Origin of the sequence: Siccibacter colletis, assembly GCF_025914095.1 — a bacterium.
Lineage (GTDB): Bacteria > Pseudomonadota > Gammaproteobacteria > Enterobacterales > Enterobacteriaceae > Siccibacter > Siccibacter colletis.
This window is the reverse complement of record NZ_CP074352.1, coordinates 2,057,112-2,080,614: the sequence shown is the minus strand read 5'-3', so window position 1 is coordinate 2,080,614 and position 23,503 is coordinate 2,057,112. Positions and strand designations below refer to the sequence as shown.

At 58.9% G+C, this 23,503-nt stretch carries 22 protein-coding genes; 17 read left to right on the top strand and 5 right to left on the bottom strand.

Features of this window, described 5'->3' with window-relative positions; all coding sequences use genetic code 11:
- Nucleotides 1–13: 13 nt before the first annotated feature.
- The gene (locus KFZ77_RS09940) at nt 14–1,669 is read right to left on the bottom strand and encodes an MFS transporter (protein ID WP_264384052.1); all 1,656 of its coding nucleotides are present in this window, start codon (nt 1,667–1,669) and stop codon (nt 14–16) included.
- Entirely contained in the window at nt 1,669–2,100 is a 432-nt protein-coding gene (locus KFZ77_RS09935) for a MarR family winged helix-turn-helix transcriptional regulator (protein ID WP_031519309.1), read from the bottom strand. Before KFZ77_RS09935 ends, KFZ77_RS09940 begins: the two co-directional genes overlap by 1 nt.
- A gap of 131 nt (nt 2,101–2,231) precedes the next feature.
- On the opposite strand from KFZ77_RS09935, the gene KFZ77_RS09930 reads away from it, so the two are divergent.
- The 12 genes from KFZ77_RS09930 (at nt 2,232) to KFZ77_RS09875 (ending at nt 13,917) form a co-directional block, all read left to right on the top strand.
- Entirely contained in the window at nt 2,232–2,720 is a 489-nt protein-coding gene (locus tag KFZ77_RS09930) for a GNAT family N-acetyltransferase (protein WP_264384051.1), read from the top strand.
- Nucleotides 2,704–3,117: a fosfomycin resistance glutathione transferase gene (gene fos, locus KFZ77_RS09925; protein WP_264384050.1), complete on the top strand. Its 414-nt coding sequence runs from the start codon at nt 2,704–2,706 to the stop codon at nt 3,115–3,117. The genes KFZ77_RS09930 and fos overlap by 17 nt, the downstream gene beginning before the upstream one ends.
- 135 nt (nt 3,118–3,252) lie before the next feature.
- Nucleotides 3,253–4,050 (top strand): YdcF family protein, encoded by a 798-nt coding sequence (locus KFZ77_RS09920; RefSeq protein ID WP_264384049.1) that lies wholly within the window; start codon nt 3,253–3,255, stop codon nt 4,048–4,050.
- Nucleotides 4,051–4,249: 199 nt separating this feature from the next.
- Nucleotides 4,250–5,689 (top strand): aldehyde dehydrogenase, encoded by a 1,440-nt coding sequence (gene aldA, locus KFZ77_RS09915; protein WP_264384048.1) that lies wholly within the window; start codon nt 4,250–4,252, stop codon nt 5,687–5,689.
- Between the two features lie 140 nt (nt 5,690–5,829).
- On the top strand, nt 5,830–6,420 hold the full coding sequence (locus KFZ77_RS09910; RefSeq protein WP_264384047.1) for a TetR family transcriptional regulator: 591 nt from the start codon (nt 5,830–5,832) through the stop codon (nt 6,418–6,420).
- A complete protein-coding gene (locus tag KFZ77_RS09905) occupies nt 6,420–6,755 on the top strand; it encodes an EmrE family multidrug efflux SMR transporter (protein ID WP_031519319.1) in 336 nt (111 codons plus the stop codon). Before KFZ77_RS09910 ends, KFZ77_RS09905 begins: the two co-directional genes overlap by 1 nt.
- Nucleotides 6,756–6,868: 113 nt before the next feature.
- Nucleotides 6,869–7,399: a cytochrome b561 gene (gene cybB, locus KFZ77_RS09900; RefSeq protein WP_264384046.1), complete on the top strand. Its 531-nt coding sequence runs from the start codon at nt 6,869–6,871 to the stop codon at nt 7,397–7,399.
- A 241-nt stretch (nt 7,400–7,640) separates the two neighbouring features.
- Nucleotides 7,641–8,960: an MFS transporter gene (locus KFZ77_RS09895; RefSeq protein WP_264384045.1), complete on the top strand. Its 1,320-nt coding sequence runs from the start codon at nt 7,641–7,643 to the stop codon at nt 8,958–8,960.
- 1,045 nt (nt 8,961–10,005) lie between these two features.
- The gene (locus KFZ77_RS09890; RefSeq protein WP_031519331.1) at nt 10,006–10,281 is read left to right on the top strand and encodes a metal/formaldehyde-sensitive transcriptional repressor; all 276 of its coding nucleotides are present in this window, start codon (nt 10,006–10,008) and stop codon (nt 10,279–10,281) included.
- 33 nt (nt 10,282–10,314) lie between these two features.
- Nucleotides 10,315–11,433 (top strand): S-(hydroxymethyl)glutathione dehydrogenase/class III alcohol dehydrogenase, encoded by a 1,119-nt coding sequence (locus tag KFZ77_RS09885; protein WP_031519333.1) that lies wholly within the window; start codon nt 10,315–10,317, stop codon nt 11,431–11,433.
- Nucleotides 11,434–11,591: 158 nt separating this feature from the next.
- Nucleotides 11,592–13,280: a methyl-accepting chemotaxis protein gene (locus KFZ77_RS09880; protein ID WP_319640955.1), complete on the top strand. Its 1,689-nt coding sequence runs from the start codon at nt 11,592–11,594 to the stop codon at nt 13,278–13,280.
- Nucleotides 13,281–13,419: 139 nt separating this feature from the next.
- The gene (locus KFZ77_RS09875) at nt 13,420–13,917 is read left to right on the top strand and encodes a YciE/YciF ferroxidase family protein (RefSeq protein ID WP_264384044.1); all 498 of its coding nucleotides are present in this window, start codon (nt 13,420–13,422) and stop codon (nt 13,915–13,917) included.
- 47 nt (nt 13,918–13,964) lie between these two features.
- Here KFZ77_RS09875 and pcaQ read toward each other — a convergent pair whose 3' ends face one another.
- Nucleotides 13,965–14,888, bottom strand: coding sequence for a pca operon transcription factor PcaQ (pcaQ, locus tag KFZ77_RS09870; protein ID WP_031519337.1), 924 nt, complete (start codon nt 14,886–14,888; stop codon nt 13,965–13,967).
- A gap of 265 nt (nt 14,889–15,153) precedes the next feature.
- Between pcaQ and hglS the strand changes: the two genes are divergently transcribed.
- Entirely contained in the window at nt 15,154–16,497 is a 1,344-nt protein-coding gene (hglS, locus tag KFZ77_RS09865) for a 2-oxoadipate dioxygenase/decarboxylase HglS (protein WP_264384043.1), read from the top strand.
- Between the two features lie 40 nt (nt 16,498–16,537).
- Complete coding sequence (locus KFZ77_RS09860; RefSeq protein WP_264384042.1) at nt 16,538–18,049, top strand: carboxylesterase/lipase family protein; 1,512 nt, start codon at nt 16,538–16,540, stop codon at nt 18,047–18,049.
- Here the strand turns inward: KFZ77_RS09860 and KFZ77_RS09855 are convergent.
- Complete coding sequence (locus KFZ77_RS09855; RefSeq protein WP_031519342.1) at nt 18,036–18,890, bottom strand: LysR family transcriptional regulator; 855 nt, start codon at nt 18,888–18,890, stop codon at nt 18,036–18,038. The two genes, KFZ77_RS09860 and KFZ77_RS09855, sit on opposite strands and share 14 nt — an antisense overlap.
- Nucleotides 18,891–19,001: 111 nt before the next feature.
- On the opposite strand from KFZ77_RS09855, the gene KFZ77_RS09850 reads away from it, so the two are divergent.
- The 3 genes from KFZ77_RS09850 to KFZ77_RS09840 all read left to right on the top strand — a co-directional run bounded on the left by KFZ77_RS09850 (nt 19,002) and on the right by KFZ77_RS09840 (nt 22,869).
- Complete coding sequence (locus KFZ77_RS09850) at nt 19,002–20,180, top strand: methionine aminotransferase (protein ID WP_031519344.1); 1,179 nt, start codon at nt 19,002–19,004, stop codon at nt 20,178–20,180.
- Between the two features lie 2 nt (nt 20,181–20,182).
- The gene (locus KFZ77_RS09845) at nt 20,183–20,959 is read left to right on the top strand and encodes an ABC transporter substrate-binding protein (RefSeq protein ID WP_031519345.1); all 777 of its coding nucleotides are present in this window, start codon (nt 20,183–20,185) and stop codon (nt 20,957–20,959) included.
- A gap of 254 nt (nt 20,960–21,213) precedes the next feature.
- Nucleotides 21,214–22,869, top strand: a complete 1,656-nt coding sequence (locus KFZ77_RS09840; protein ID WP_264384041.1) for a glucan biosynthesis protein D — start codon at nt 21,214–21,216, stop codon at nt 22,867–22,869.
- Nucleotides 22,870–23,099: 230 nt separating this feature from the next.
- On the opposite strand, the gene KFZ77_RS09835 is transcribed toward KFZ77_RS09840, so the two are convergent.
- The gene (locus KFZ77_RS09835) at nt 23,100–23,498 is read right to left on the bottom strand and encodes a VOC family protein (RefSeq protein ID WP_031519349.1); all 399 of its coding nucleotides are present in this window, start codon (nt 23,496–23,498) and stop codon (nt 23,100–23,102) included.
- Nucleotides 23,499–23,503 lie beyond the last annotated feature (5 nt).

Below are 23,503 nucleotides of genomic sequence, written 5' to 3'. Positions count from 1 at the left end.
ATCATCGACAATATTATTGTTTGGTTCCCGTGGCGCGCTTCAGCGCCAGGTGGGCAGTAATGCGCAGACGCAACAGACGCCAGCCGATCCACAGCAGGGTGGCGGCGGCAATGCTGGTCGTCAGCAGATAAGTATCGTTGTAAGCAAGAATATTTGCTTCCAGCGCGCTGGCGCTCTGTAACTGGGTGATGGCCTGCGTACTGCGTAGCGTGGTGTCGCCAATCAGGTTCTGATACATCTGTGTATAGAGCTGAATACGCTCGTTCACCAGCGGATTGAGCGTGGTGAGCTGGTCGGCCAGCAGGCTGGAGTGATACTTCTCCCGCCAGGTCTGAAAGGTGCCAAGAATGGCCGAGCCGAGCAAGCCGCCGAGGTTCTGGCTCATACCAAACAGCACCGAAAAACTCACCAGATTACGCGGTTCGGCGATCACCCCCCCGATCCCGGCGAGCATTGCCGGCGCAAGGAAGAAGGCGCTGCTGAACCCGAGCAGGAACTGGCTGATAATCAACTGGTCTGGCCGGGTCAGACTGGTGGACTGGCTGTCCATCAGGGTGGCGACAATCATCAGCGCCAGCGAAGCCATGATCGGCCACGCCAGCTGTTGGGGCTTGATGGTCAGGCAGCTGGCGACAATGCCGCAGACGATACCGGCAAAAATCGACCAGGCGAGATGGGTCATCTGCTCGTTTTGCAGGCCTACGTACTGCAGCCAGCCGATAACCCCGGTGTTCTGCTCCGCCAGCACGATGCGGATCAGCAGCATAATCAGGCCGAGGCGCAGAATACTGCCGCTGGAGAGCCAGCGGGTGTTGAGCAGCGGATTGCTGCGGTTATGTTCGAACACCATCGCACTGACAATCAGCACCACCGAGCCCGCCAGCGCCCAGCCGAGCCACGGGGTTTCAAACCACCACTCGATGCGCCCCAGCGACAGCACCGCGCACAGCAGCGCCATGCCGGGTGCCAGCAGAATGAAGGTCAGGAAATCCTTCTTCTCGAATACCTTTTTACGGTCGCCGGGCGGCAGCTTGAGGGCCATCACGCAGGCCAGTGACACCAGCGCCAGCCCCAGCTCGAACAAATACAGCCCGCGCCACTCGTCAATCTGCAGCAGTTCGCTGGAGAACAAGCGGGCGATGGGAATAGCCAGAGACGACCCGGTGATGCCGATGGTCAACGCCTTCAGGCGATGCTTCGCGGGCCAGGCCTGAATCTGGTAGTAGATGCCAAGCGAACTCAGCGCCGCCGCTACCATACCGTGCGCGGCGCGCACCATCAGCGCCGAACTGAGATCGTTGACGAACAGGTGAAAGAAGGTGACCAGCACATACAGCACCAGAAACCCTTCGGTAAAGGCGCGCAGCCCGAACTGCTGGCGAAACTTGACCAGCAGCAGGTTGATAGAGACGTTAGTCATTACATAGACAGCGGGCAGCCAGGCAATCTCGGTTGACCAGGCCGCAAAGGTGCCCTGCAGATTTTGCAGATTCGCCGACACCATCGCGTTGCCCAGCGCGCCGGTCAGGCAGACCAGCAGGCCAACGATGCCGTAGGCGATGCGTTTCGGCGTGGTGTGATAGGGCGTGGATGGCGAACCGAGCAGCATCGGTTTTTCATGCGGCTGCCACTCGCGCGGGGCATAGGGATCACGATGAGGGACGCGCATTATGCCTTCTGAACCTCTTGCAGCAATCGGGTGAGAACAGCGCGTACCTGCTGCTGTTCTTCCTGGGTAATGGTCGTCAGCACGTCTTCCCGGAAGCGGTCAGCAACCTGGCGCACTTCATGATAGAGCGCCTCGCCCTTCGGGGTGGCGACCAGCAGGCGCTTACGCTTGTCGTTATCTGTCATTGCACGTTCAATTAATCCATGTTCCACCAGACGATTCAGCAGCGGCACCAGCGTGGCGGTCTCCACGCCCAGCTCGTCAGCCAGCTCACGCTGGGAAAGCGGCGCTGCATGACGGGCGATGGCGGAAACCGCCATCCAGCTTGCCTGGCTCATGCCCAGCGCTTTCAGGCGACGGTCTACCGCCAGCCGCCAGTGGTGGGCCGTTAAATGCAGAAGATGTGAAAAGGTTAGCCGATCGTAGTCCACAGGCAATATCAGATTGTTAGAGGTCTAATTAGTTTAGGGCGACAGCAGGACAGACATCAAGTAGCAAAGCATAAGAAAAGCCGCTACGCTCAGGCGGTTACGAGAGAAAGCTGGTTCAGGTGGAGGTGACAGTGTCACAAGAAAGAGTCTATTGCGTTGCGCCTGTTGACCCGACGGAGCCGGACGCACTCGCGCTACAGGCTGCGCTGTCGGAAACGCTGGAGGGGCTGACCGGCAGCTCCGGACGCGCCTCGTTCAGCTATGACGACGTGCGCGTGAAAGGGGCCGGATTTTTTATTGCCAGAGATGAAGCCGGCAAACCCGTCGGCTGCGTGGGCTGTCGCCCGCTGCAGGAGGGGATCGGCGAGCTGAAGCGCCTGTTTGCTCTGCCGGGTAATCCCGGCGCGGGGGTCACCCTGCTGCGCTGGGTAGAGCAATGGGCAGCCCAACAGGGCTATCGTGAACTGTGGCTGGAAACCCGCACCAGCAACCAGAAAGCGGTGGAGTTCTACCTGCGGGCCGGGTATGACATCATCGAAAACTACGGACGCTACTTCGGGCAGGAGGATGCGGTGTGCTTTGCAGTTCGTCTGGAAGATAAACATGCTGAGCGGGCTTAACCATCTGACGCTGGCGGTAGCCGACCTGCAGCGCAGCATTGCGTTTTATCAGGCGTTACCAGGAATGCGGCTTCACGCCCGCTGGACGCGCGGCGCCTACCTGAGCTGTGGCTCACTCTGGCTCTGTCTGTCGCTCGACCCTGTCGCTGGCGTCCCCCGTCAGGATTATACCCATTACGCTTTTAGCGTGGCGGAAGCAGACTTCTTACCCCTGTGTGCCCGCCTGGAGCAGGCGGGCGTTACCGTCTGGAAAAGTAACCGCAGCGAAGGTGAGTCGTTCTATTTTCTCGACCCCGATAACCATCAGCTTGAACTGCACGTCGGGTCGCTCGCGTCACGGCTGGAAGCCTGCCGTCAGCAACCTTATGACGGAATGATCTTCTACGATGACCCCTGATACGTGACGCCTGAGTCGTCATTTTTACGTCATTACCCGGTAATACCACTGTGCAACCGCCTTTAAGGATGATCTGATGTCGAAGCGGGGAAGCCCGATATATCTTTAAATCTGGCTTTTAACATGGAGTGGACGATGATAACGACTTTCCCGCGCCTTCCCGACGGGACGCTACAGGCCGTCAACACCATCGGGCAATGGCTGGCGTTTGATGACGCCAACAGCACCAAAAATGCCAAAGCGGATCTGCTGGTTCTGGCCGGCAATGCTGTGATCCCAACTATCGATGCTGCCTGCGAGCGGGCGGCGACTCAGGAGATCCCGCTGCTGATCACCGGCGGCGTCGGGCACTCCACCACCTTCCTGTATGCTGCTATCGCACGCCATCCGCGCTACAACACTATCCAGACCACCGGGCGCAGCGAGGCGGCGATTCTGGCAGACATTGCGCGCGAGTTCTGGAATCTGCCTCAGGAACGCATCATCACTGAAGAGCACTCCACCAATTGCGGCGAAAACGCGGCCTTTAGCCGTCGTCTGCTCGATGAGTGGGGCATGGCACCAAAGCGCATTATCCTGTCTCAGGACCCGACCATGCAGCGCCGCACCGTCGCCACTTTTGCACGCGCCTGGCGCGATGCGGATCTTCAGCCAGAATGGGTCAGCCAGCCGGGCGTCGTGCCGGTGCTGCGCAACGGTTCACGCAGCGTGCAGTTCGTCGAGGGCGACACCGGGATGTGGCCGCCGGAGCGGTTTATTTCGCTGATCCTCGGTGAAATTCCGCGCCTGCGCGATGACCACAGCGGCTACGGTCCGCGCGGCCGCGACTTTACTACCCATGTGGATATTCCACCCGAGGTTGAGCAGGCCTGGCAGGCGCTGTTCAACGATCCCATCCTCACCCAGGCGCTGCGCAACCGCTCGCTGCTGTAGCGCGCTGCCCGTTTCTGAGTGCTCTTGCTCAAACGGGCAGGCTAATGTTGCAAAACGGTAACCACAAAAGCGTTTAACGACGCTTTTTTTCGATCTCCTTCACACTTACCCGCCCTGAGCTGCCGCTCCCTGTTAACGAGATATAGATTTTTAACATCTCTTTTACCTTCCATACCTCATGTTAATTCAGGAGTAGGTCATGACAGCACCTGTGCAGCATTCCATGTATATCGACGGGCAGTTTGTTAGCGGGCAGGGAGATGCCTGGATCGATGTCATTAACCCGGCCACCGAGGCGCTGCTGTCGCGTATTCCGGACGGAAGCGCAGAAGACGCGCGTCAGGCCATCGCCGCTGCAAAACGCGCTCAGCCGGAATGGGAAGCGCTGCCGGCGATTGAACGCGCCGGCTGGCTGCGCAAGATCGCCGCGGGTATTCGTGACCGCGCCGCGGAGATCAGCGCCCTGATTGTGGCCGAGGGTGGCAAAGTGAAAGGGCTGGCCGATGTGGAGGTGGCTTTTACAGCTGACTACATCGACTACATGGCAGAGTGGGCGCGCCGCTATGAGGGTGAGATCCTGCAGAGCGATCGTCCGGGTGAAAACATTCTGGTGTTTAAACGCGCCCTCGGCGTGACCACCGGCATTCTGCCGTGGAATTTCCCGTTTTTCCTGATTGCCCGCAAGCTGGCCCCGGCGCTTATCACCGGCAATACCATTGTTATTAAGCCGAGTGAGTTCACGCCGAATAACGCCATTGCTTTTGCCGAAATTGTCCACGAAGCAGGCTTGCCGCGCGGGGTGTTCAACCTGGTGCTGGGGCGCGGGGAAACCGTGGGCCAGGAGCTGGCCGGTAATCCGGACGTGGCGATGGTCAGCATGACCGGTAGCGTCGGGGCGGGCGAGAAGATCATGGCGGCGGCGGCGAAAAACATCACCAAAGTGTGCCTTGAGCTGGGCGGCAAAGCCCCGGCGATTGTGATGGATGATGCCGATCTGGATCTGGCGGTGAAGGCGATTGTCGATTCCCGCGTCATCAACAGCGGGCAGGTGTGCAACTGCGCCGAGCGCGTTTACGTGCAGAAGGGCATCTATGACGCGTTTATCTCCCGCCTGAGCAGCGCCATGAGCGCGGTGCAGTATGGCGACCCGGCTCAGCGCGACGATATCGCGATGGGACCGCTGATCAATGCCGCTGCCCGTGAGCGTGTGGAAGCGAAAGTGGCACGAGCGGTGAGCGAAGGGGCCACGGTGCTTTCCGGCGGTAAAACGGCTGAGGGCAAAGGCTACTTCTATCCGGCGACCCTGCTGGTGGACGTGCGCCAGGAGATGAGCATCATGCACGAGGAGACGTTTGGCCCGGTGCTGCCGGTGGTCACCTTCGATATCCTGGAGGAGGCGCTGGCGATGGCCAACGACAGCGACTATGGCCTGACTTCGTCGATCTACACCCGTAATCTGAATACCGCGATGAAAGCCATCAAAGGGCTGAAGTTTGGTGAAACCTATATCAATCGCGAGAACTTTGAAGCGATGCAGGGCTTCCACGCCGGCTGGCGTAAATCAGGCATCGGCGGAGCCGACGGGCGCCACGGCCTGAATGAGTATCTGCAAACCCAGGTGGTTTACCTGCAATCCTGACCCCCCTCAGCCCCTGCCTTCGCAGGGGCTTTTTTTACCTTATTAGCCCACCATTCATACATGATGAACGTTCGTTCATAAAAATTTGAACGCGCGTTCATCTTTTGCCATAGTGCCTCCGTCATCAGGAGGTAACCATCATGACGTATCTGAAACGGGACGCGCGCGAAGAGCAGCTGCTTGAGATTGCCGTGGGCCTGCTGAGCAGCAAAGGCTACCGCGCCACTACCACGCGGGATATCGCCCGTGAAGGCGGTGTGGCGACCGGAAATATCAGCCGCCTGTTTGGTTCGCTGAGCGCCCTGAAGCAGGCCGCGCTGTACCGTATCAACGACCGTATCGTTGAGGAGTATGAAGCGGCCAGCGCCGGGCAGACGCCGCTTGAGGGCGTGCTGACGCTGCTGGGCGATCCGACCGATGCGCGCAACCAGCACGTCTTAACCCTGTGGCGCGAAGTGGCGGTGCTGGCCGCTGAAGAGACGACCCTGCGCGACATCCATCAGCACGCGCTGCGCAGCTGGGCGTTGTCCGTGGAGCGTTATATCAGCGAGCACATCCAGCATTTTCGGGTGCGCGATACTCCTGAACGCACCGCCTGGCGACTGATCGCGTTCATTACCGGTATGGATTTGCTCCAGGAGATGGGGGCGATGTCCGGCAGCTATGAAGAGATGAAACATGACCTGGTGCGTTTTATTCGCACCGAACTGATTAATGATGAGGTGAAGTAATGCCCGGTATCTGGCTGGTTCTTGGGGTAGCAATTGTGGCCGAAGTCATTGGCACCACGCTGCTGAAATATTCTGAAGGTTTTACCCGGCTGTGGCCGACGCTCGGCACGGCGGTATGCTACGGGATTGCGTTCTGGTGTCTGTCCCAGACGCTGGCGCATATTCCGACCGGCATCGCTTACGCCATTTGGTCCGGGGTCGGGATTGTGCTGATTTCCCTTGCTGGCTGGCTTATCAGCGGTCAGAAGCTCGATCTCCCGGCAATGCTGGGGATGGGCCTGATCGTGGCCGGGGTACTGGTGATCAATCTGTTCTCAAAATCAGCGGCACATTAATGGCCTGAATATGCCCAGGGACGGGCAATTTGCCGCTGCGGTGGAAAAAGTAATGAAATCAGCGGCGTCTCCCGCTATGTTGTGTCTTCCGCTGCGGCTGACATGGTTAATTTATGCGCTCTCGTTATACAACTCTGCAAATTTCACTTCACTGGCTGGTGGTCCTGCTGGTGATTGTCGCTTACGCCACGATGGAACTGCGCGGTTACGCGCCGCGTAATCTGCGTTGGCTGGTCAACATGACGCACGTCAGCTGCGGCATCACTATTCTGGTGCTGACGGTGACGCGCCTGCTGGTACGCCTGAAGTATCCCGCGCCGCCCATTGTTCCCAAACCGCGCGGTATGGTGACGGGCATGTCGCACCTCGGCCATCTGGCCATTTACCTGGTATTTATCGTGCTGCCGGTGCTCGGTTTTCTGTCGATGTATTTCCGGGGCGGCAACTGGCTGGCGTTCGGCCTGCCGATGCCGTCTGCCAGCGAAGGGGATGAAGATCTGGTGGAGATGCTGGCGAGTTACCACGTGCTGATCGCCAACATCAGCTACTTCGTGGTGGGAATTCATGCGGCGGCGGCGCTGCTGCACCACTACCTGTGGAAAGACAATACGCTGCTGCGCATGATGCCCGGTAAACGCCAGTAGCCACACGCCCCGATACCGGGGCGTTTTTTTTGCCGTCAGAATGTGATCGTCGCGGCTGTTTTACCTTTGGGGAAGGGCAGGGATCACACTTTTCTCTTTCGCGCCTGGGCGGCGGTATCAGAAATAGCTTAAGTATATCTATTATAGAAACACCAGGCGGTAAACCTCCGTCGCCGGCGTAAGCAACGCCGATCCGGTAATAGCAACCCACCGCGTGGCGCCGCGCGCCAGAGAGGATGAGATGAACCACTCACATCAGCACGCCATGCCGCGTCCGGAGCAGGATGCCACCCTGACGCGCAAGCTGCGCAAAGTTCTGCTCGCCACCGGCGTTGGGCATTTCGTCGAATGGTTTGATTTCGGGCTGTACGGCACCCTCGCCGCCGTCATTGGTCTTAACTTTTTCCCCGCCGCCGATGCCACTACCGCGCTGCTGGCCTCGTTTGCGGTATTTGGTGCCGGATTCATTATGCGTCCGCTTGGCGGGCTGTTTTTTGGTTCGCTTGGTGACCGGATAGGGCGGCAGAAGGTGCTCGCCACGGTGATCCTGCTGACGTCCGGCGCAACCTTTGTCATGGGCCTGCTGCCGACCTACCACTCCATCGGCGTTATCGCCCCCGTGCTGCTGGTCCTCACCCGGCTGGTGCAGGGCTTCGCCGCTGGCGGCGAGACGTCAGGGGCGACGACCTATCTGGCGGAATTCGCGCCGGTAGCCAGACGCGGCTTCTTTACCTGCTGGATCGATAACTTTGGCTTTATGGCTTTCGTGGCTGGCTCCGGCCTGGTGTTTCTGCTTACCGCCAGCATGGGTGAAGACGCGATGAATGCGTGGGGCTGGCGCATCCCGTTTCTCATCGCCGGCCCGCTGGGCCTGATAGGCCTGTATCTGCGTACCCAGCTGGAGGATTCACCGGAATTCAAATCCATCGCCGCCAGCGGTAACACCGAAGCCGCGCCGCTGCGGGTGGCGATCACCACCGCCTGGGGCGCGCTGGCGTTTTGCGTCGGGTTTGTGGTGATCAAAGCCGTCGGGCACTGGGTATTGCAGACCTTTATGCCGAGTTATCTTTCAACCCAGCTGCACTACAGCAAACTGGATGCCTATGCCATCACCACCATCGGGCTGTTTGCCATTGCGGTGATGGTGCCTTTTATGGGCTATCTGTCGGATAAATACGGCCGCAAACCGCTGATGCTGGCGGGCTGCGCGGGCTTTATGCTTTTCACCTGGCCGGCGCTGATGCTGATGGCGCGGGGCGATATGCTGTCCGCGGTGCTGGCGATGTTAATGCTGGGGGCATTTATCGCTGCTTTTGATGGCGCGTGCAGCGCGGCCATGGCGGAACTGTTTCCGACCAGCATTCGCTACGGCGGCATGTCCATTGCCTATAACATCGCGGTGGCGTTCTTTGGCGGCATTACCCCGTGGTTTTCGGCGTGGTTGATTGGCGCTACCGGCTACCCGTTCTCTCCGGCGTGGTACGTGATGGGTGCTGCGTTGATCACCTTCCTGACGGTACTGCGCGCCAGGGAAACCGCTGGACTGCCGCTGAAACGATAATGAAAGCAGGGCGGTGACAAACCGCCCTGAAAGATAATTTTATTTTCGCTACGTCATCACTGAAATAGCCGATAACGCTGCGTAAAGGCATGTCAGGGTGGTGAGTAATAAAATCGTAAATACTATTCTCAAAATGCTATTGCGTATTCCTCCCGTTATCGATGGGAATACCGTATGGGCACAGTTTAAATAAGCAATTCTGGACTTGCTGACAATTATCCAGCCGGGGTTCACTATTGCCGGGACATTGCGCATTGCTTTTCAGACTCTCCCACAAGGCATCCGAATATGGAAAGCAGTGAATGATGTTAATATCGCGTGGCTTATCGTTTACAAACAGACCAACTTGACTTGTTATGAGTTTATTATCTGGCCGCAGAAACCAGCTTCCTTTGTACCAGATAATTAAACGCAATCCCTTACTGCTGGTCGCGCTCGCGAACGCTGTTCCTGTGCAGGGCGACGCGAGCATCGCATCAATATCCCATTCCATCTTGATTCCTTCTCCATGAGCATTAGCTCCGCATTGATGCCATCTTTGCTGAACTCCCTAAGCCAAATTAAAAATAGCAGGCAATAAGAATATCCTCAATTGAAAAGTGGATGTTTTACCTGCATTTAAAAAAAGGAAATTAATTTAAACTTATTTACGAAAAGAGTGGGTATTCATTAAAAATGATTTTGCGCGGGATGTTTTAGTCCCGGTTTTATTAGTAGGCTTATTACGGTAAGGTTAATCTGGTGTATCGAATGTAACAGATATAGCGCTAATGATATGTTCTTTATTCCACCAGATGGAATTATAAATTGATGAGTTTACCCCTGAATAACCAGCAATATTTTTTCCGGTTAATGATTGCTCCCACTTTTAAGAGGCTCAGATAGCAGGGCTGAGACTTAACCATCCAGCGCTATCCACTCATCATTCAACGACGCTCAACCCGCCCGGGCGGGTTTTTTCACGCCTGATTACCTCGACATAAAGATTTTACAACTATCGCACATCCGTACTACTATACCCCCCTATAGTATCCAGGAGGCCAGCATGCCACATTCACCGCAAGACAAAAAACGCATTCTCACCCGTGTGCGCCGCATTCGCGGGCAGGCGGAAGCGCTGGAACGGGCGCTGGAGGCCGGCGAGCCGTGTATTGCCATTTTGCAGCAGATCGCTGCGGTGCGTGGCGCGGCAAATGGCCTGATGGGCGAGATGGTTGAAATTCACCTTAAAGATGAGCTGGTCAGCGGCGACACCACGCCTGCTGAACGGGCGCAGCGCATGGACGAAATCGGCCAGCTGCTGCGGGCTTATCTAAAATAATATGTACTACTCACAACGAGGGAAGAGACGCTTATGAAATCACGTGCAGCCGTAGCATTTGGCCCGGGTAAACCGCTGGAGATCGTTGAGATCGACGTTGCGCCGCCGCAGAAGGGCGAAGTGCTGGTCCGCATTACTCACACCGGTGTCTGCCATACCGATGCGTTCACCCTTTCCGGGGACGATCCGGAAGGCGTATTCCCTGCGGTGCTGGGCCATGAAGGCGGCGGTATCGTGGTCGAAGTGGGTGAGGGCGTCACCAGCCTGAAACCGGGCGACCACGTTATTCCGCTGTACACCGCCGAATGCGGCGAGTGCAAATTCTGTAAATCCGGCAAAACCAACCTCTGCCAGGCGGTACGCGCCACCCAGGGCAAAGGCCTGATGCCGGACGGCACCACCCGTTTCTCTTACAACGGCGAACCGATTTACCACTACATGGGAACCAGCACCTTCTCTGAATACACCGTGGTAGCCGAGATCTCGCTGGCGAAAGTCAACCCGCAGGCGCCGCTGGATAAAGTCTGTCTGCTGGGCTGTGGCGTCACCACCGGTATCGGTGCGGTGCACAACACGGCAAAAGTGAAAGAGGGCGATAACGTTGCGGTGTTCGGCCTCGGCGGTATCGGTCTGGCGGTGATCCAGGGCGCGGTGCAGGCTAAAGCCGGTCGTATCATCGCGGTCGATACCAATCCGGAGAAGTTCAAGCTGGCAGGCGAAATGGGAGCCACCGATTTCGTTAACCCGAACGACTACGACAAGCCGGTGCAGGACGTTATCGTCGAGATGACCGACGGAGGCGTTGAGTTCAGCTTCGAGTGTATCGGCAACGTCAACGTGATGCGCGCTGCGCTTGAGTGCTGCCACAAAGGCTGGGGCGAGAGCGTGATCATCGGCGTGGCCGGTGCGGGTCAGGAGATCAAAACCCGTCCGTTCCAGCTGGTCACCGGTCGCGTCTGGCGCGGTTCCGCCTTTGGCGGCGTGAAAGGCCGTACCCAGCTGCCAGGCATGGTGGAAGACTCTATGGTCGGTAAAATCAACCTCGACCCGTTCATCACCCACCGTCTGCCGCTGGAGCAGATCAACGAGGCGTTTGACCTGATGCACGAGGGTAAATCCATCCGCACCGTGATCCACTTCGGCGAGAAGTAATCCTCTCAGCCAGCGGCATCCGCCGCTGGCTTTAGTCCTCTCCTCAGCTTTTATTCCAATCTGTGAGCCAGCTAGCGCTTTTAGCGGTAAGCGTTACACGCGAAATGCCGATGTTTATCTGGTGTTATTTCGCACCTTACCAATAAGAGAGTTGGGCCATGGAAAAAACAAAAACGATGCATTCATCGGGAAGCGTTGGCTTCCTGCATCACATAAGGCTGGTTCCGCTGTTTGCTTCCATCCTGAGCGGCATTCTGCTTCTGTTTGCGCTGTGCGTGGGGCTGGCGGGTTACTTCCAGCTGCAGAGCGAACAAACCCTGAATGACGTGACGGAAGAAATTCAGGTCCGTTCGGGCCTTTCCAACAGTTCCAACCATCTGCGCACCGCGCGCATCAACATGATCCATGCCGGAGCGGCAAGCCGCGTCGCCGAAATGGAGCTGATGAAAACTAACGTCGACGAAGCGGAAAAGCGCCTGAAGCAGGCGCAGGACGGCTTCACGCAGTACATGAATCGGCCGGTTAAAACCCCGGCGGATGAAGCGCTGGACGGTGAGTTGAAAGCACGCTTCACCGCCTACGTTGACGGTCTGCAGCCGATGCTGAAATTTGCCAAAAACGGCATGTTTGAAGCCATCATCAACCACGAAAACGAATTTGCCCGCAAGCTCGACAGCGATTACAACGCCGTGCTGCTGAAAGCCATCGACATCCGCACCCAGCGCGCTCAGGCGCTGACGGTGGATGCCCATGAACGTACCCGCTTTAGCCTGATGGTGATGGGCGCGGCCTTCGCCGTTGCGCTGGTGCTGTCGCTGCTGACCTTCGTGGCACTGCGCCGCACGGTGATTACCCCGCTGCAACACGCCGCAAAACGCATCGAGCTGATTGCTGCCGGCGATCTGACGATGCCGGAAGAGGCCACCGGGCGCAGCGAGATCGGCAAGCTGAGTCAGCATCTGCAGCACATGCAGCGCTCGCTGGTGGATACCGTGGGCACCGTGCGTCAGGGCGCGGATGCCATCTATCAGGGCACCAGCGAAATTTCTGCCGGCAATACCGATCTCTCTTCGCGTACCGAGCAGCAGGCGGCCGCGCTGGAACAAACCGCAGCCAGCATGGAACAGCTGACCGCCACAGTGAAACAGAACGCCGACAACGCCCATCACGCCAGCAAGCTGGCCGCCGATGCGTCGAACAAAGCCAGCGACGGCGGCCGCATGGTTTCCGGCGTCGTGAGCACCATGGGCGGGATCTCCGCCAGCTCGAAGAAAATCTCTGAGATCACCGCCGTGATCAACAGCATCGCCTTCCAGACTAATATCCTGGCGCTCAACGCTGCGGTGGAAGCGGCCCGCGCCGGGGAGCAAGGGCGTGGCTTCGCCGTGGTCGCCAGCGAGGTACGTACCCTGGCGAGCCGCAGCGCCCAGGCGGCGAAAGAGATTGAAGGTCTGATCGGCGATTCGGTTACCCTTATCGACAAAGGCTCCAGCGAAGTGGTGGAAGCGGGCGAAACCATGAAGGGGATCGTTGATGCGGTACGTCGCGTAACCGATATCATGCAGGAGATCGCCGCCGCCTCCGATGAGCAGAGCCGTGGCATTGAACAGGTTGGGCAGGCCATCGCCGAGATGGATAATGTGACCCAGCAGAACGCCGCACTGGTCGAAGAAGCCTCTGCGGCTGCGGTGGCGCTGGAAGATCAGGCGGCACGTCTGACGCAGGCCGTAGGCGCATTCCGCCTGCGCGGCATGACGGCGCGTCGCGAAGCGACACCACCACCGGCAGCACCGCGTGCCACAGTACGTCCCGCCGTCGCGCAGGGCGAGCACTGGGAAACGTTCTGACCCTTTCCGGGCGCGGTTCCCGCGCCCGTTTTTCTTCCTCTCGATACGTTTTAGGACAATGCCTGGCGTTTGCCGCCTGGCTTATTTCCGCATCTGTCTACCAGGCTTAAGGGGACTTAAACAAACACGGAGATAACCTATGCAGATCAAAACTATTCAGGACTTGTTTGTTCATTTACTTTCCGACACGTACAGCGCTGAGAAACAGCTGACTAAAGCCCTGCCGAAACTGGCACGTGCTGCCAGCGATGAAAAACTGGTGCAGGCCTTTAAAGCGCACCTCGAAGAAACCCAGGGTCAGATCGAGCGTATCGACCAGGTGGTAGAGAGCGTGCCCGAGCTGAAACTGCGCCGTATTAAATGCGTCGCAATGGAAGGTCTGGTTGAAGAGGGTGCTGAAGTTATCGAAGAAGTCGAAAAAGGGCCGGTGCGCGATGCCGGGCTGATCGCGGCGGCGCAGAAGGTAGAGCACTATGAGATTGCCGCTTACGGTACGCTGGTAACCCTGGCGCAGCAGCTGGGCTATAAAGATGCACAGAAACTGCTGGCCGCGACGCTGGAAGAAGAGAAATCCACTGACGTTAAGCTGGCCACCATCGCCGAATCCGGCGTGAACAAAAAGGCCAGCGCTGCGTAAGCGTCACAGGCAGGTTCATTACGCCCGGCAGTGCCGGGCGTTGTTCGTTATAGCGGTATCGATTTACGAATCGAATTCAACAGCCACTGCGCAGCAGGTGACAACGTCACGTCTGTGCGCGTCAGAATCCCTATCGGCTCGCCCGCGCCCAGCGTCGGGACCGGCAGTGCCACCAGCGTACCCTGACGCAAATCATCTTTCACCGCGCCGGAAGGCACAAACCACACGTAATCAAACTCTACTGTCAGCTGGCGCGACAGCGAGGCGGACAGCGTTTCTACGCAGGTCATCGGCAGTTTGCATCCCTGGCTTTCCAGCAGCGCTTCGGCGTTATCGCGCGGCACCGTGCCGCGCGGGGAGACCACCGCAGGCCACTCCATGATCCTGCTCAGAGTAATGTTATCGCTGAGCAGCGGATGGTTCGGGCGCACCACCAGCTTGAGGGATTCGAGAAAAAGCAGTTCGTAATTCAGCCCGGTCATCAGGTCGGGGTCCGACATACGGCCGATTCCGACATCAATCTCGCCGGTTTTTAACCCGGCCAGCAGCATATGGTTATTCATGGTTGCCACCTGCAGCGTGATGTCGCTCTGCTGTTTGTGGAACTGGCCGATAACCGGCGGCAGCACGCCGAGCGCCGCGGTGGGCAGTGCGCCGACGCGCACCACGTCGGTTTCCTGACCCTCCTTGCGCGTCAGGGATTGCCCGGCATGGTTAAGCGCGTCCAGCACCTTTACCGCATGGGTGAGGAACTGTTCGCCGACCAGCGTGAGCCGGGCACCGAGGCGACCGCGTTCGAACAGCCGCACACCGGTGAGCTGCTCCAGCTCGTTGAGCGTCTTGGAGAGCGCCGGCTGGCTAAGGTTGAGCGTTTCCGCCGCGCGCCCGAGAGTTCCCTGCTGAGCGACGGCAACGAAGGTATGAAGATGGCGCAAGCGAATGCGCTGACTGAACAAACCGTTTTTTTCCATAGCCGATGTTTAATGCACTGCGCGGCGCGAAACAAGATAACTTGTTTATTTTTGATAACTTGCTAACAAATTAATTTTAACATGAACTTATTTTAGATAACAAAAAGTCATCATTAACTCTGTTATAGCGGCTTTACCGCGTGACGCTGTCACGGATGTGGTGAAAATTAGCGCGGGTTTATCAGCAGATCACACTTCCGCAATTCTTTACCCGGCGCAGTGCTGTGTTTTCTACACTCGTGATAACCACGAGGAGGAATACAGCATGACGAAGACCATCACGGCAGATGAAATACGGGAGCTATTTTCTCAGGCCATGTCTGAGATGTACCAGCAGGAAGTCCCGCAGTACGGCGCATTACTGGAACTCGTCGCTGATGTGAATCTGGCGGTGCTGGAAAACAATCCGGCACTGCATGAGCAACTGCTTAACGCTGACGAACTGGCGCGGCTCAACGTCGAGCGTCACGGGGCTATTCGTCTCGGCAGCGCCGCGGAACTGGCTACGCTGCGGCGGCTGTTCCGGGTGATGGGCATGTATCCGGTGGGGTATTACGATCTCTCCCAGGCGGGCGTCCCGGTGCACTCCACGGCGTTTCGCCCGGTGGAGGATGAGGCGCTGTGCCGCAATCCGTTCCGGGTATTCACCTCATTGCTGCGGCTGGAGTTGATTGCCGACCCGGCACTGCGTAAAAAGGCCGCGGCAGTGCTGGCGAAACGCGACATTTTTACGCCACGCCTCTACCAGCTGCTTGACCGCTACGAGGCACAGCAGCAGTTCACCCCTGATGAGGCGAAACAGTTCGTGCAGGAAGCGCTGGAAACCTTCCGCTGGCACAGCCATGCCACCGTTGATGCCGCCACCTACCAGGCGCTGCACGATGAGCACCGCCTGATTGCTGATGTCGTGTGCTTCCGGGGTTGCCATATCAACCATCTGACGCCGCGCACCCTGGATATTGATCGGGTGCAGGCCGCGATGCCGGAGTACGGCATCGCGCCAAAGGCGATTATCGAAGGGCCGCCGCGCCGTGACTTGCCGATCCTGTTGCGCCAGACCAGTTTCAAAGCGCTGGAGGAGCCGATTCTGTTTGCCGGTGAGCACCAGGGCACTCACACCGCGCGCTTCGGCGAGATCGAGCAGCGCGGCATGGCGCTGACGCCGAAAGGGCGGGCGCTCTATGACCGTCTGCTTAACGAGGCCGGTACCGGTAAAGATAACCTGACCCATCAGCTGCATCTCCAGCAGGTGTTCAGCGCCTTCCCGGATAACGAGATGCTGCTGCGCCGCCAGGGGCTGGCCTACTTCCGCTATCGCCTGACGCCGGTGGGGGAAGTGCATCGCTCCGCCATCCGGCCGGGGGACGACCCCCAGATGCTGATCGAACGTGGCTGGATCACCGCCCAGCCCATCATCTATGAAGATTTCCTGCCGGTCAGCGCCGCCGGCATTTTCCAGTCGAACCTCGGCGACAACACCCAAGGGCGCAGCCACGGTAACGCCAGCCGCGACGCATTTGAACAGGCGCTCGGCTGTGAGGTGCTGGATGAATTTACGCTTTATCAGCAGGCGGAGGATCGAAGCAAACGCCGTTGCGGTTTCCTTTGAATCCGCCAGGATATAAGGGTGTGTACAATAAGGATGCGGTATGAACACGCCTGAACTCACCCTGATTCACCTCCCGCAGGGAGCGCTGCGCGGCAGCATCGAGGACGATATCGCCTGCTGGCGCGGCATTCCCTACGCGGCTCCGCCCGTTGGCGAACGCCGCTGGCGCGCGCCTGAACCCCCACTGGCCTGGCACGATGTGCGTGATGCCACCCGTAACGGCGATGCCTGCTGGCAGAACGCCGCGCTGTGCGCGGAAGTGGCCGGCGGCGATCCCGGCGGCTTTTCCGAAGACTGCCTGTGGCTCAATATCTTCGCGCCGGCGACACGCGCCGAACCGCTGCCGGTGATGGTCTGGCTGCACGGCGGCGGTTTTACCCTCGGCTCCGCAGGCCTGCCGCCCTATAACGGCGCGAACCTCGCCGCGCGCGGGGTTATCCTGGTGTCGGTGAACTATCGTCTTGGCCATCTCGGTTTCTTCGCGCATCCGGCGCTTGATGCCGAACAGCCTGACGGTCCGATAAACAACTTCGCGCTGCTCGACCAGATTGCGGCGCTGCGCTGGGTGCGGGAAAACATTGAAGCTTTCGGCGGCGACGCCGCAAACGTGACGCTGTTTGGCGAATCCGCCGGGGCGCGCAGCGTGCTGTCGCTGATGTGCTCCCCGCTGGCCGCCGGACTATTCCACAAAGCCATTATCCAGAGCGGCTACACGCTCCCGGACGTGCCGCGCGAGCACGCGCTGAAGCAGGGCGTGGCGCTGGCCGCGCATCTCGGCGTCGAAAATGCCACGGCGGAGCAGCTGCGCGCCCTGCCGGGAGATGCCTTCTGGCCGCTGGAAAAACCCTTCAATTTACACCCGGCACCGATTGCCGGAGACGCCGTGTTACCGGAACCGATGCTGGAGACCTTTTTCCATGCACGCCAACATCCCATGCCGGTTATCGTCGGCAGCAACAGCGATGAAGCCAGCGTACTGGGTCTGTTCGGCGTGGATCTCGCCGGGCAGATCGACAAACTACGCCGCGAGCGGCGCATGGGGCTTGGGCTGATTAAGCTGCTCTATCCCGGCGTCCGGGGCGACGGGCCTCTGGGGCGGGAAGTGTGCCGCGATATGGCGTTTACCACGATGGGTTACGTGGTGATGCAGGCCCAGCAGCGGCTGAATCAACCCTGCTGGCGATACTGGTTCGACTACGTGCCGCACTCGGAGCGCAAGCTCTATCCTCACGGGGCGTGGCACGGCAACGAGGTGCCCTACGTGTTTGATAACCTGATGGTGACGGCGCCGATCTGCCAGACCGCCGAGCCGCAGGATCGGCAATTTGCGGCGGCGATAGCCGATTACTGGGTCCAGTTTGCCCGCAGCGCCCGCGCTGAGAGCCGCGTGCTGGAGGGCGTAGTGCGCTGGCAGGCCAGCACCCGTGGCCGGGACCGTCTGCTGCGCATGGGGATTCACCGCGACGCCGGTTTTCGCATGGCCAATCGCTTTATGCGCGCCCGCATGGCGCTATTCCGCCGCGTGATGGCGCATCACGTCAGCTTAGACTGAGTAACGTCGCGCAAAAACGCTGCGCGGCGGCGGCATGTGGGCCACCATCGCGCTGTACCAGCCGGTAGCTGGCCCCGGTTTTTACACTGCCGGGGAACGGGCGTATCAGACGCCCGGTGCGCAGGTCGTCCGCCACCAGCTGCTCATCGGCGATGGCAATGCCAAACCCCTGAATCGCCGCGCTGATCGCCAGATCCATGGTGTCGAAATGCTGATTCCTGCGCATCACCGGGCAGGGGATCTGGCTGCCGTCGAACCACAGCGTCCAGTCGGTGGTGTCCCGGGTGGGATGCAAAAAGGTCAGGTTGCCCGGGGCGCTAAGCGAAAAGTCCGGTGGAAGCAGGGCGGCGCTCAGCACCGGCGTTAACGCTTCGTCAAACAGCTTCTCGCCGCTGTGCGTGGTGCCGAACACGATAGCAGCATCGAACGGCTCGCTTTTGAAGTTGATGTCGTGATCTGTGGTGGTGGTTAACGCCACCTGCAACTCCGGCTCGCGCGCCTCAAGCTGCATCAGTTTCGGCACCAGCCAGCGCATCGCGCAGGTTGGGGCTTTCAGGCGCACCACGCTCTGCTGGCCACGCGCCTGCTCGGCGCAGTTCACCAGCTGATGAAACGCGTTACGCAGTTCCGGCAGCAGGGCGCTGCCCTGGGGTGAAAGATGCAGCCCGCGGGCGTGACGTTCAAACAGCGGAAAACCAAACCAGGCCTCCAGCGCAGCGATCTTGCGGCTGACGGCGCTCTGGGTCAGACACAGCTCTTTCGCCGCCCGGGTAAGATTGAGATGGCGGGCAGTGACAATGAAAGCATCTACAGCATTCAGGGGAAGCGGGCGACGGGACATGGGCGGCTCCAGCTATGCGTTTTTCGCATGGCTATTATGACAACAATTCGGTTGTGGTCGCAACCGGCTGTGTTTGAATAGTTATGCACTATTCAGCCAAAGGTAACCACTATGCCGCTTGCTTCTCCGGTTCAGCTCCGCTCCCGTTTACCCGATGTCGGCACCACGATTTTTTCCGTGATCGGTCAGCTCTCCGCCGCGCATAACGCCATTAATTTGTCTCAGGGCGCACCCAACTTTCCGTGCGATCCGCAGCTCATCGCCGGGGTGACCCGGGCGATGGAAGCCAACCATAACCAGTACGCGCCGATGACCGGGCTGGCGGCGCTGAAAACCGCGCTCGCTGAGAAGGTAAATACGCTCTACGGCACACGCTACGATGACGAGTGCGAAGTGCTGATTACCGCCAGCGCCAGCGAAGGGATCTACTCCGCCATTAGCGGGCTGGTGCATCCTGGCGACGAGGTGATCTACTTCGAACCGGCATTTGACAGCTATGCGCCCATCGTGCGCTTACAGGGTGCCACGCCGGTCGCCATCAGGCTGACGGTGCCGGAGTTCCGCGTTAACTGGGATGAGGTGCGCGCCGCCATTACGCCGCGCACCCGCATGATCATCATCAACACCCCCCATAACCCCACCGGGCAGGTGTTTGACCGCGCCGATCTTGACGCGCTGGCCGCCATCACCCGTCACACTGACATCATCATTCTTTCTGATGAGGTGTATGAGCATGTGGTGTTCGATGGCAAGATTCACCACAGCATGGCGACCCATCCGCAGCTGGCGGAGCGCAGCGTAATTATCTGCTCATTCGGTAAAACCTTTCACGTTACCGGCTGGCGCGTAGGCTACTGTCTGGCCCCGGCGGCGCTGATGAATGAGATCTGTAAGATCCATCAGTTTTTGATGTTTTCCGCCGACACGCCGATGCAGTACGCTTTTGCCGGGTACATGGCCGATCCGACGACATATCTGGCGCTGGCGGGCTTCTACCAGCGCAAGCGCGATCTGCTGCGCACGCTGCTGGCTGATTCGCCGTTCCGCCTGCTGCCGAGCGCCGGGTCGTTCTTTATGCTGGCGAGCTACGGCCATTTCAGCGATGAACCAGACAGCGACATGGTGCAGCGGCTGATTGTCGATCACGGCGTCGCCACGCTGCCGCTGTCGGCGTTTTACAGTGACGCTACCGATAACAACATCATTCGCCTCTCGTTTGCTAAAGACGACGCGACATTGCGGGCAGGGGCGCAGGCACTCTGCCAGGTTAACCCACGTGGACCGAGGTAAAAATGCATAAATCAGCACTGCTGTTACTGGCTCTTGGCGTTTCGCTCTCCTTTACTGCACAGGCGGCGGGCGAACTGCGTTACGGTCTGGAAGCGGAGTATCCGCCGTTTGAAAGCCGCAATGCGGCGGGCGAGCTGGAGGGGTTTGATATCGATCTGGGGAACGCTATCTGCAAGGCGGCCAGCCTGAAATGCAGCTGGGTGGAAACCTCGTTCGACGCGCTCATTCCGGGCCTGACGGCGAAAAAGTATGATGCCATCAACTCGGCGATGAACATCACCGAACAGCGCCGCAAGAGCATCGACTTTACCCAGCCGATCTACCGCATTCCCTCGCAGCTGGTGGGGAAAGCCGGTGCCGGACTGGATGCCACGCCAGAGAGCCTGCAGGGGAAAACCATCGGCGTATTGCAGGGGTCGATTCAGGAAACCTATGCCAAAGAGCACTGGGAAAAGCAGGGCGTTAGCGTGGTGTCCTATAAAGATCAGAACCTGGCCTGGGCGGATTTACTGAACGGGCGTATTGATGCTTCACTGGTGATGTCGGCCGCGGGTCAGGCCGGATTCCTCAGCAAGCCTCAGGGCAAAGGCTTTGGCTTTATCGGTAAACCGGTGAGTGATGACACCATTCTTGGCAGCGGCATCGGTTTTGGCCTGCGCAAGGGCGATGCGGCGACCAAAAAGCAGCTGGATGCCGCTATCGACAAGGTGCGCGCTGACGGCACCATTGATAACCTGGCGAAAAAATATTTTCCCGGTATAGATGTCAGCGTGAAGTAAACCCCGTAATATCGCGCCACCCTGCCTCGTTCGCGACGCAGGGTTTTTTTACGTTTATTTGCATTGTTTTCGGGACTTTCCGGTGGCGTTTCAAAAAGTCCGGGCCTTTTTAACAAACCGGACGGAGAGTCATTGGATTTGGCGTAAATGTTGTCTAGAGTGAACGGCTTGCAGTCGTTGCACTCTCTTGCCGTTTCGTTCCGCCCCGCGCGGAAGTTGATTACCACGACAATAAGAAGGACGATTTTAAAGGCATGAACCGCAGACGTTTTATTAAAGCCTCAATGGCGCTCGCCGCAGCGTGCGGTACAGCAGGTCTGGCTACGCTTTTCTCCCGCGAAGCCTGGGCGCAGGACGCTGGCATCGCGGACGGGCAGAGCCGCGCCTTTGATTTCTCTGTCCTTCAGTCGATGGCAGAAGATCTCGCCGGTCAGCCGTGGGGCGGTGCGCCGCGACCGCTGCCGGACACCCTCGCTAACCTGACGCCGCAGCAGTACAACAGTATTCAGTACGATGCCGACCACTCGCTGTGGAGCAACATTGAAGGCCGCGAGCTGGACGTGCAGTTCTTCCACGTCGGCATGGGCTTCCGCCGCCGCGTGCGCATGTTCTCGCTGGATGCCGCGACCCGTCAGGCGCGCGAAATCCATTTCCGTCCGGAACTGTTCAACTACAACGACGCTGGCGTGGATACCCGCCAGCTCGAAGGGCAGAGCGATCTCGGCTTTGCCGGTTTCCGCGCTTTTAAAGCCCCTGAACTGGCGCGCCGCGACATCGTCTCCTTCCTCGGTGCCAGCTACTTCCGCGCTGTGGATAACACCTATCAGTACGGCCTCTCCGCGCGCGGCCTGGCGGTGGACACCTTCACCGACACCCCGGAAGAGTTCCCGGATTTCACCTCGTTCTGGTTCGAAACCCCGAAAGCCGACGACACCACGTTTGTGGTCTATACGCTGCTCGACAGCCCGAGCGTCACCGGGGCGTATAAGTTCACCATTCACTGTGAGCAGGCGCAGGTGATCATGGAGGTGGAGAACCACCTCTACGCACGCAAAGACATCAAACAGCTGGGCATCGCGCCGATGACCAGCATGTTCAGCTGCGGCAATCACGAGCGCCGCATGTGCGACACCATTCACCCGCAAATCCATGACTCGGACCGTCTCGCGATGTGGCGCGGCAACGGCGAATGGATCTGCCGCCCGCTGAACAACCCGCAGAAGCTGCAGTTCAATGCCTTCATGGATAACAACCCGAAGGGGTTTGGTCTGTTACAGCTGGATCGCGACTTCGACAACTATCAGGACATCATGGGGTGGTATAACAAGCGCCCGAGCCTGTGGGTGGAGCCGCGTAACAACTGGGGCAAGGGCACCGTCGGCCTGATGGAGATCCCGACCACCGGCGAAACGCTGGATAATATCGTCTGCTTCTGGCAGCCGGAGAAAGCGATCAAAGCCGGGGATACCCTCAACTTCAAATATCGTCTGTACTGGAGCGCACAGCCGCCGGTGCATACGCCGCTGGCGCGCGTCCACGCGACCCGCAGCGGAATGGGCGGTTTCCCGGAAGGCTGGGCGCCGGGCGAGCACTACCCGAAAGTGTGGGCGCGCCGCTTCGCCATCGATTTTGTCGGCCCGGGCCTGAAAGACGCCGCGCCGCGCGGCATCGAACCGGTGATCACGCTCTCGAACGGCGAAGCGAAGCAGGTTGAGATCCTCTACGTCGAACCCTTCGACGGCTATCGCATTCAGTTTGACTGGTATCCGACCAACGATGCGGTGGACCCGGTTGAGATGCGTATGTTCCTGCGCTGTCAGGGCGAAGCCATCAGTGAAACCTGGCTCTACCAGTACTTCCCGCCGGCACCGGACAAGCGTAACTACGTTGACGACCGCCAGATGCGCTAAGTTAAACGCCCCGATAATGGGGCGTTTTTTTGCTTTAGCGTAGTTTCCCAGGGCGGGTAAGCCTGCGCACCCGCCACTGCTGCGTTCCGGAGGTGGGTGCGCTACGCTTACCCACCCTACATATGGCAGTGATAAGGTTGAATATCCCAGGGCGGGTAAGCCTGCGCACCCGCCACTACTGCGTTCCGGAGGTGGGTGCGCTACGCTTACCCACCCTGTCAGTCGCGTTTTTATGCTTTACCGTAGTACATCCCTTCCAGCTTCATACCGTCCGGGTCGAGGAAGAATACTGCGTAATAATCCTCGTAATATTCTCCGGCAGGATCGGCGATCGGTACGTTGTGTTCTTTAAGCCAGGTTTGTAGCGCATCCACGCTCGCACGACTGTCGAGCTGCCAGGCGTAGTGGTGGAAACCCGGATCGCCTTTGCGATAAGGGTGTTTCAGGCCCTGGGCATCGGCCTGGGCAATCCACAGCCGGGTCACGCCGTTGCGCCAGCCCACCATGTTTTCTCCGTCGGACATCAGTTCAAACCCGAGAAAGGTCATCAGCCCGGAATAGAACTGGCGCGATACCGCCATGTCGCTGACTGAAATCACCAGATGATCCACGCCTTTAACTTCAACCATTCGCA

Coding starts and splice junctions, on each gene's coding strand:
- hglS (WP_264384043.1), top strand. CDS start 15,154: ATGACGAAGACCATCACGGCAGATGAAATACGGGAGCTATTTTCTCAG.
- KFZ77_RS09835 (WP_031519349.1), bottom strand. CDS start 23,498: ATGGTTGAAGTTAAAGGCGTGGATCATCTGGTGATTTCAGTCAGCGAC.
- KFZ77_RS09940 (WP_264384052.1), bottom strand. CDS start 1,669: ATGCGCGTCCCTCATCGTGATCCCTATGCCCCGCGCGAGTGGCAGCCG.
- pcaQ (WP_031519337.1), bottom strand. CDS start 14,888: ATGGAAAAAAACGGTTTGTTCAGTCAGCGCATTCGCTTGCGCCATCTT.
- KFZ77_RS09890 (WP_031519331.1), top strand. CDS start 10,006: ATGCCACATTCACCGCAAGACAAAAAACGCATTCTCACCCGTGTGCGC.
- KFZ77_RS09845 (WP_031519345.1), top strand. CDS start 20,183: ATGCATAAATCAGCACTGCTGTTACTGGCTCTTGGCGTTTCGCTCTCC.
- KFZ77_RS09885 (WP_031519333.1), top strand. CDS start 10,315: ATGAAATCACGTGCAGCCGTAGCATTTGGCCCGGGTAAACCGCTGGAG.
- KFZ77_RS09850 (WP_031519344.1), top strand. CDS start 19,002: ATGCCGCTTGCTTCTCCGGTTCAGCTCCGCTCCCGTTTACCCGATGTC.
- KFZ77_RS09895 (WP_264384045.1), top strand. CDS start 7,641: ATGAACCACTCACATCAGCACGCCATGCCGCGTCCGGAGCAGGATGCC.
- fos (WP_264384050.1), top strand. CDS start 2,704: ATGCTGAGCGGGCTTAACCATCTGACGCTGGCGGTAGCCGACCTGCAG.
- KFZ77_RS09910 (WP_264384047.1), top strand. CDS start 5,830: ATGACGTATCTGAAACGGGACGCGCGCGAAGAGCAGCTGCTTGAGATT.
- KFZ77_RS09840 (WP_264384041.1), top strand. CDS start 21,214: ATGAACCGCAGACGTTTTATTAAAGCCTCAATGGCGCTCGCCGCAGCG.
- KFZ77_RS09855 (WP_031519342.1), bottom strand. CDS start 18,890: ATGTCCCGTCGCCCGCTTCCCCTGAATGCTGTAGATGCTTTCATTGTC.
- cybB (WP_264384046.1), top strand. CDS start 6,869: ATGCGCTCTCGTTATACAACTCTGCAAATTTCACTTCACTGGCTGGTG.
- KFZ77_RS09860 (WP_264384042.1), top strand. CDS start 16,538: ATGAACACGCCTGAACTCACCCTGATTCACCTCCCGCAGGGAGCGCTG.
- KFZ77_RS09880 (WP_319640955.1), top strand. CDS start 11,592: ATGGAAAAAACAAAAACGATGCATTCATCGGGAAGCGTTGGCTTCCTG.
- KFZ77_RS09905 (WP_031519319.1), top strand. CDS start 6,420: ATGCCCGGTATCTGGCTGGTTCTTGGGGTAGCAATTGTGGCCGAAGTC.
- KFZ77_RS09920 (WP_264384049.1), top strand. CDS start 3,253: ATGATAACGACTTTCCCGCGCCTTCCCGACGGGACGCTACAGGCCGTC.
- aldA (WP_264384048.1), top strand. CDS start 4,250: ATGACAGCACCTGTGCAGCATTCCATGTATATCGACGGGCAGTTTGTT.
- KFZ77_RS09875 (WP_264384044.1), top strand. CDS start 13,420: ATGCAGATCAAAACTATTCAGGACTTGTTTGTTCATTTACTTTCCGAC.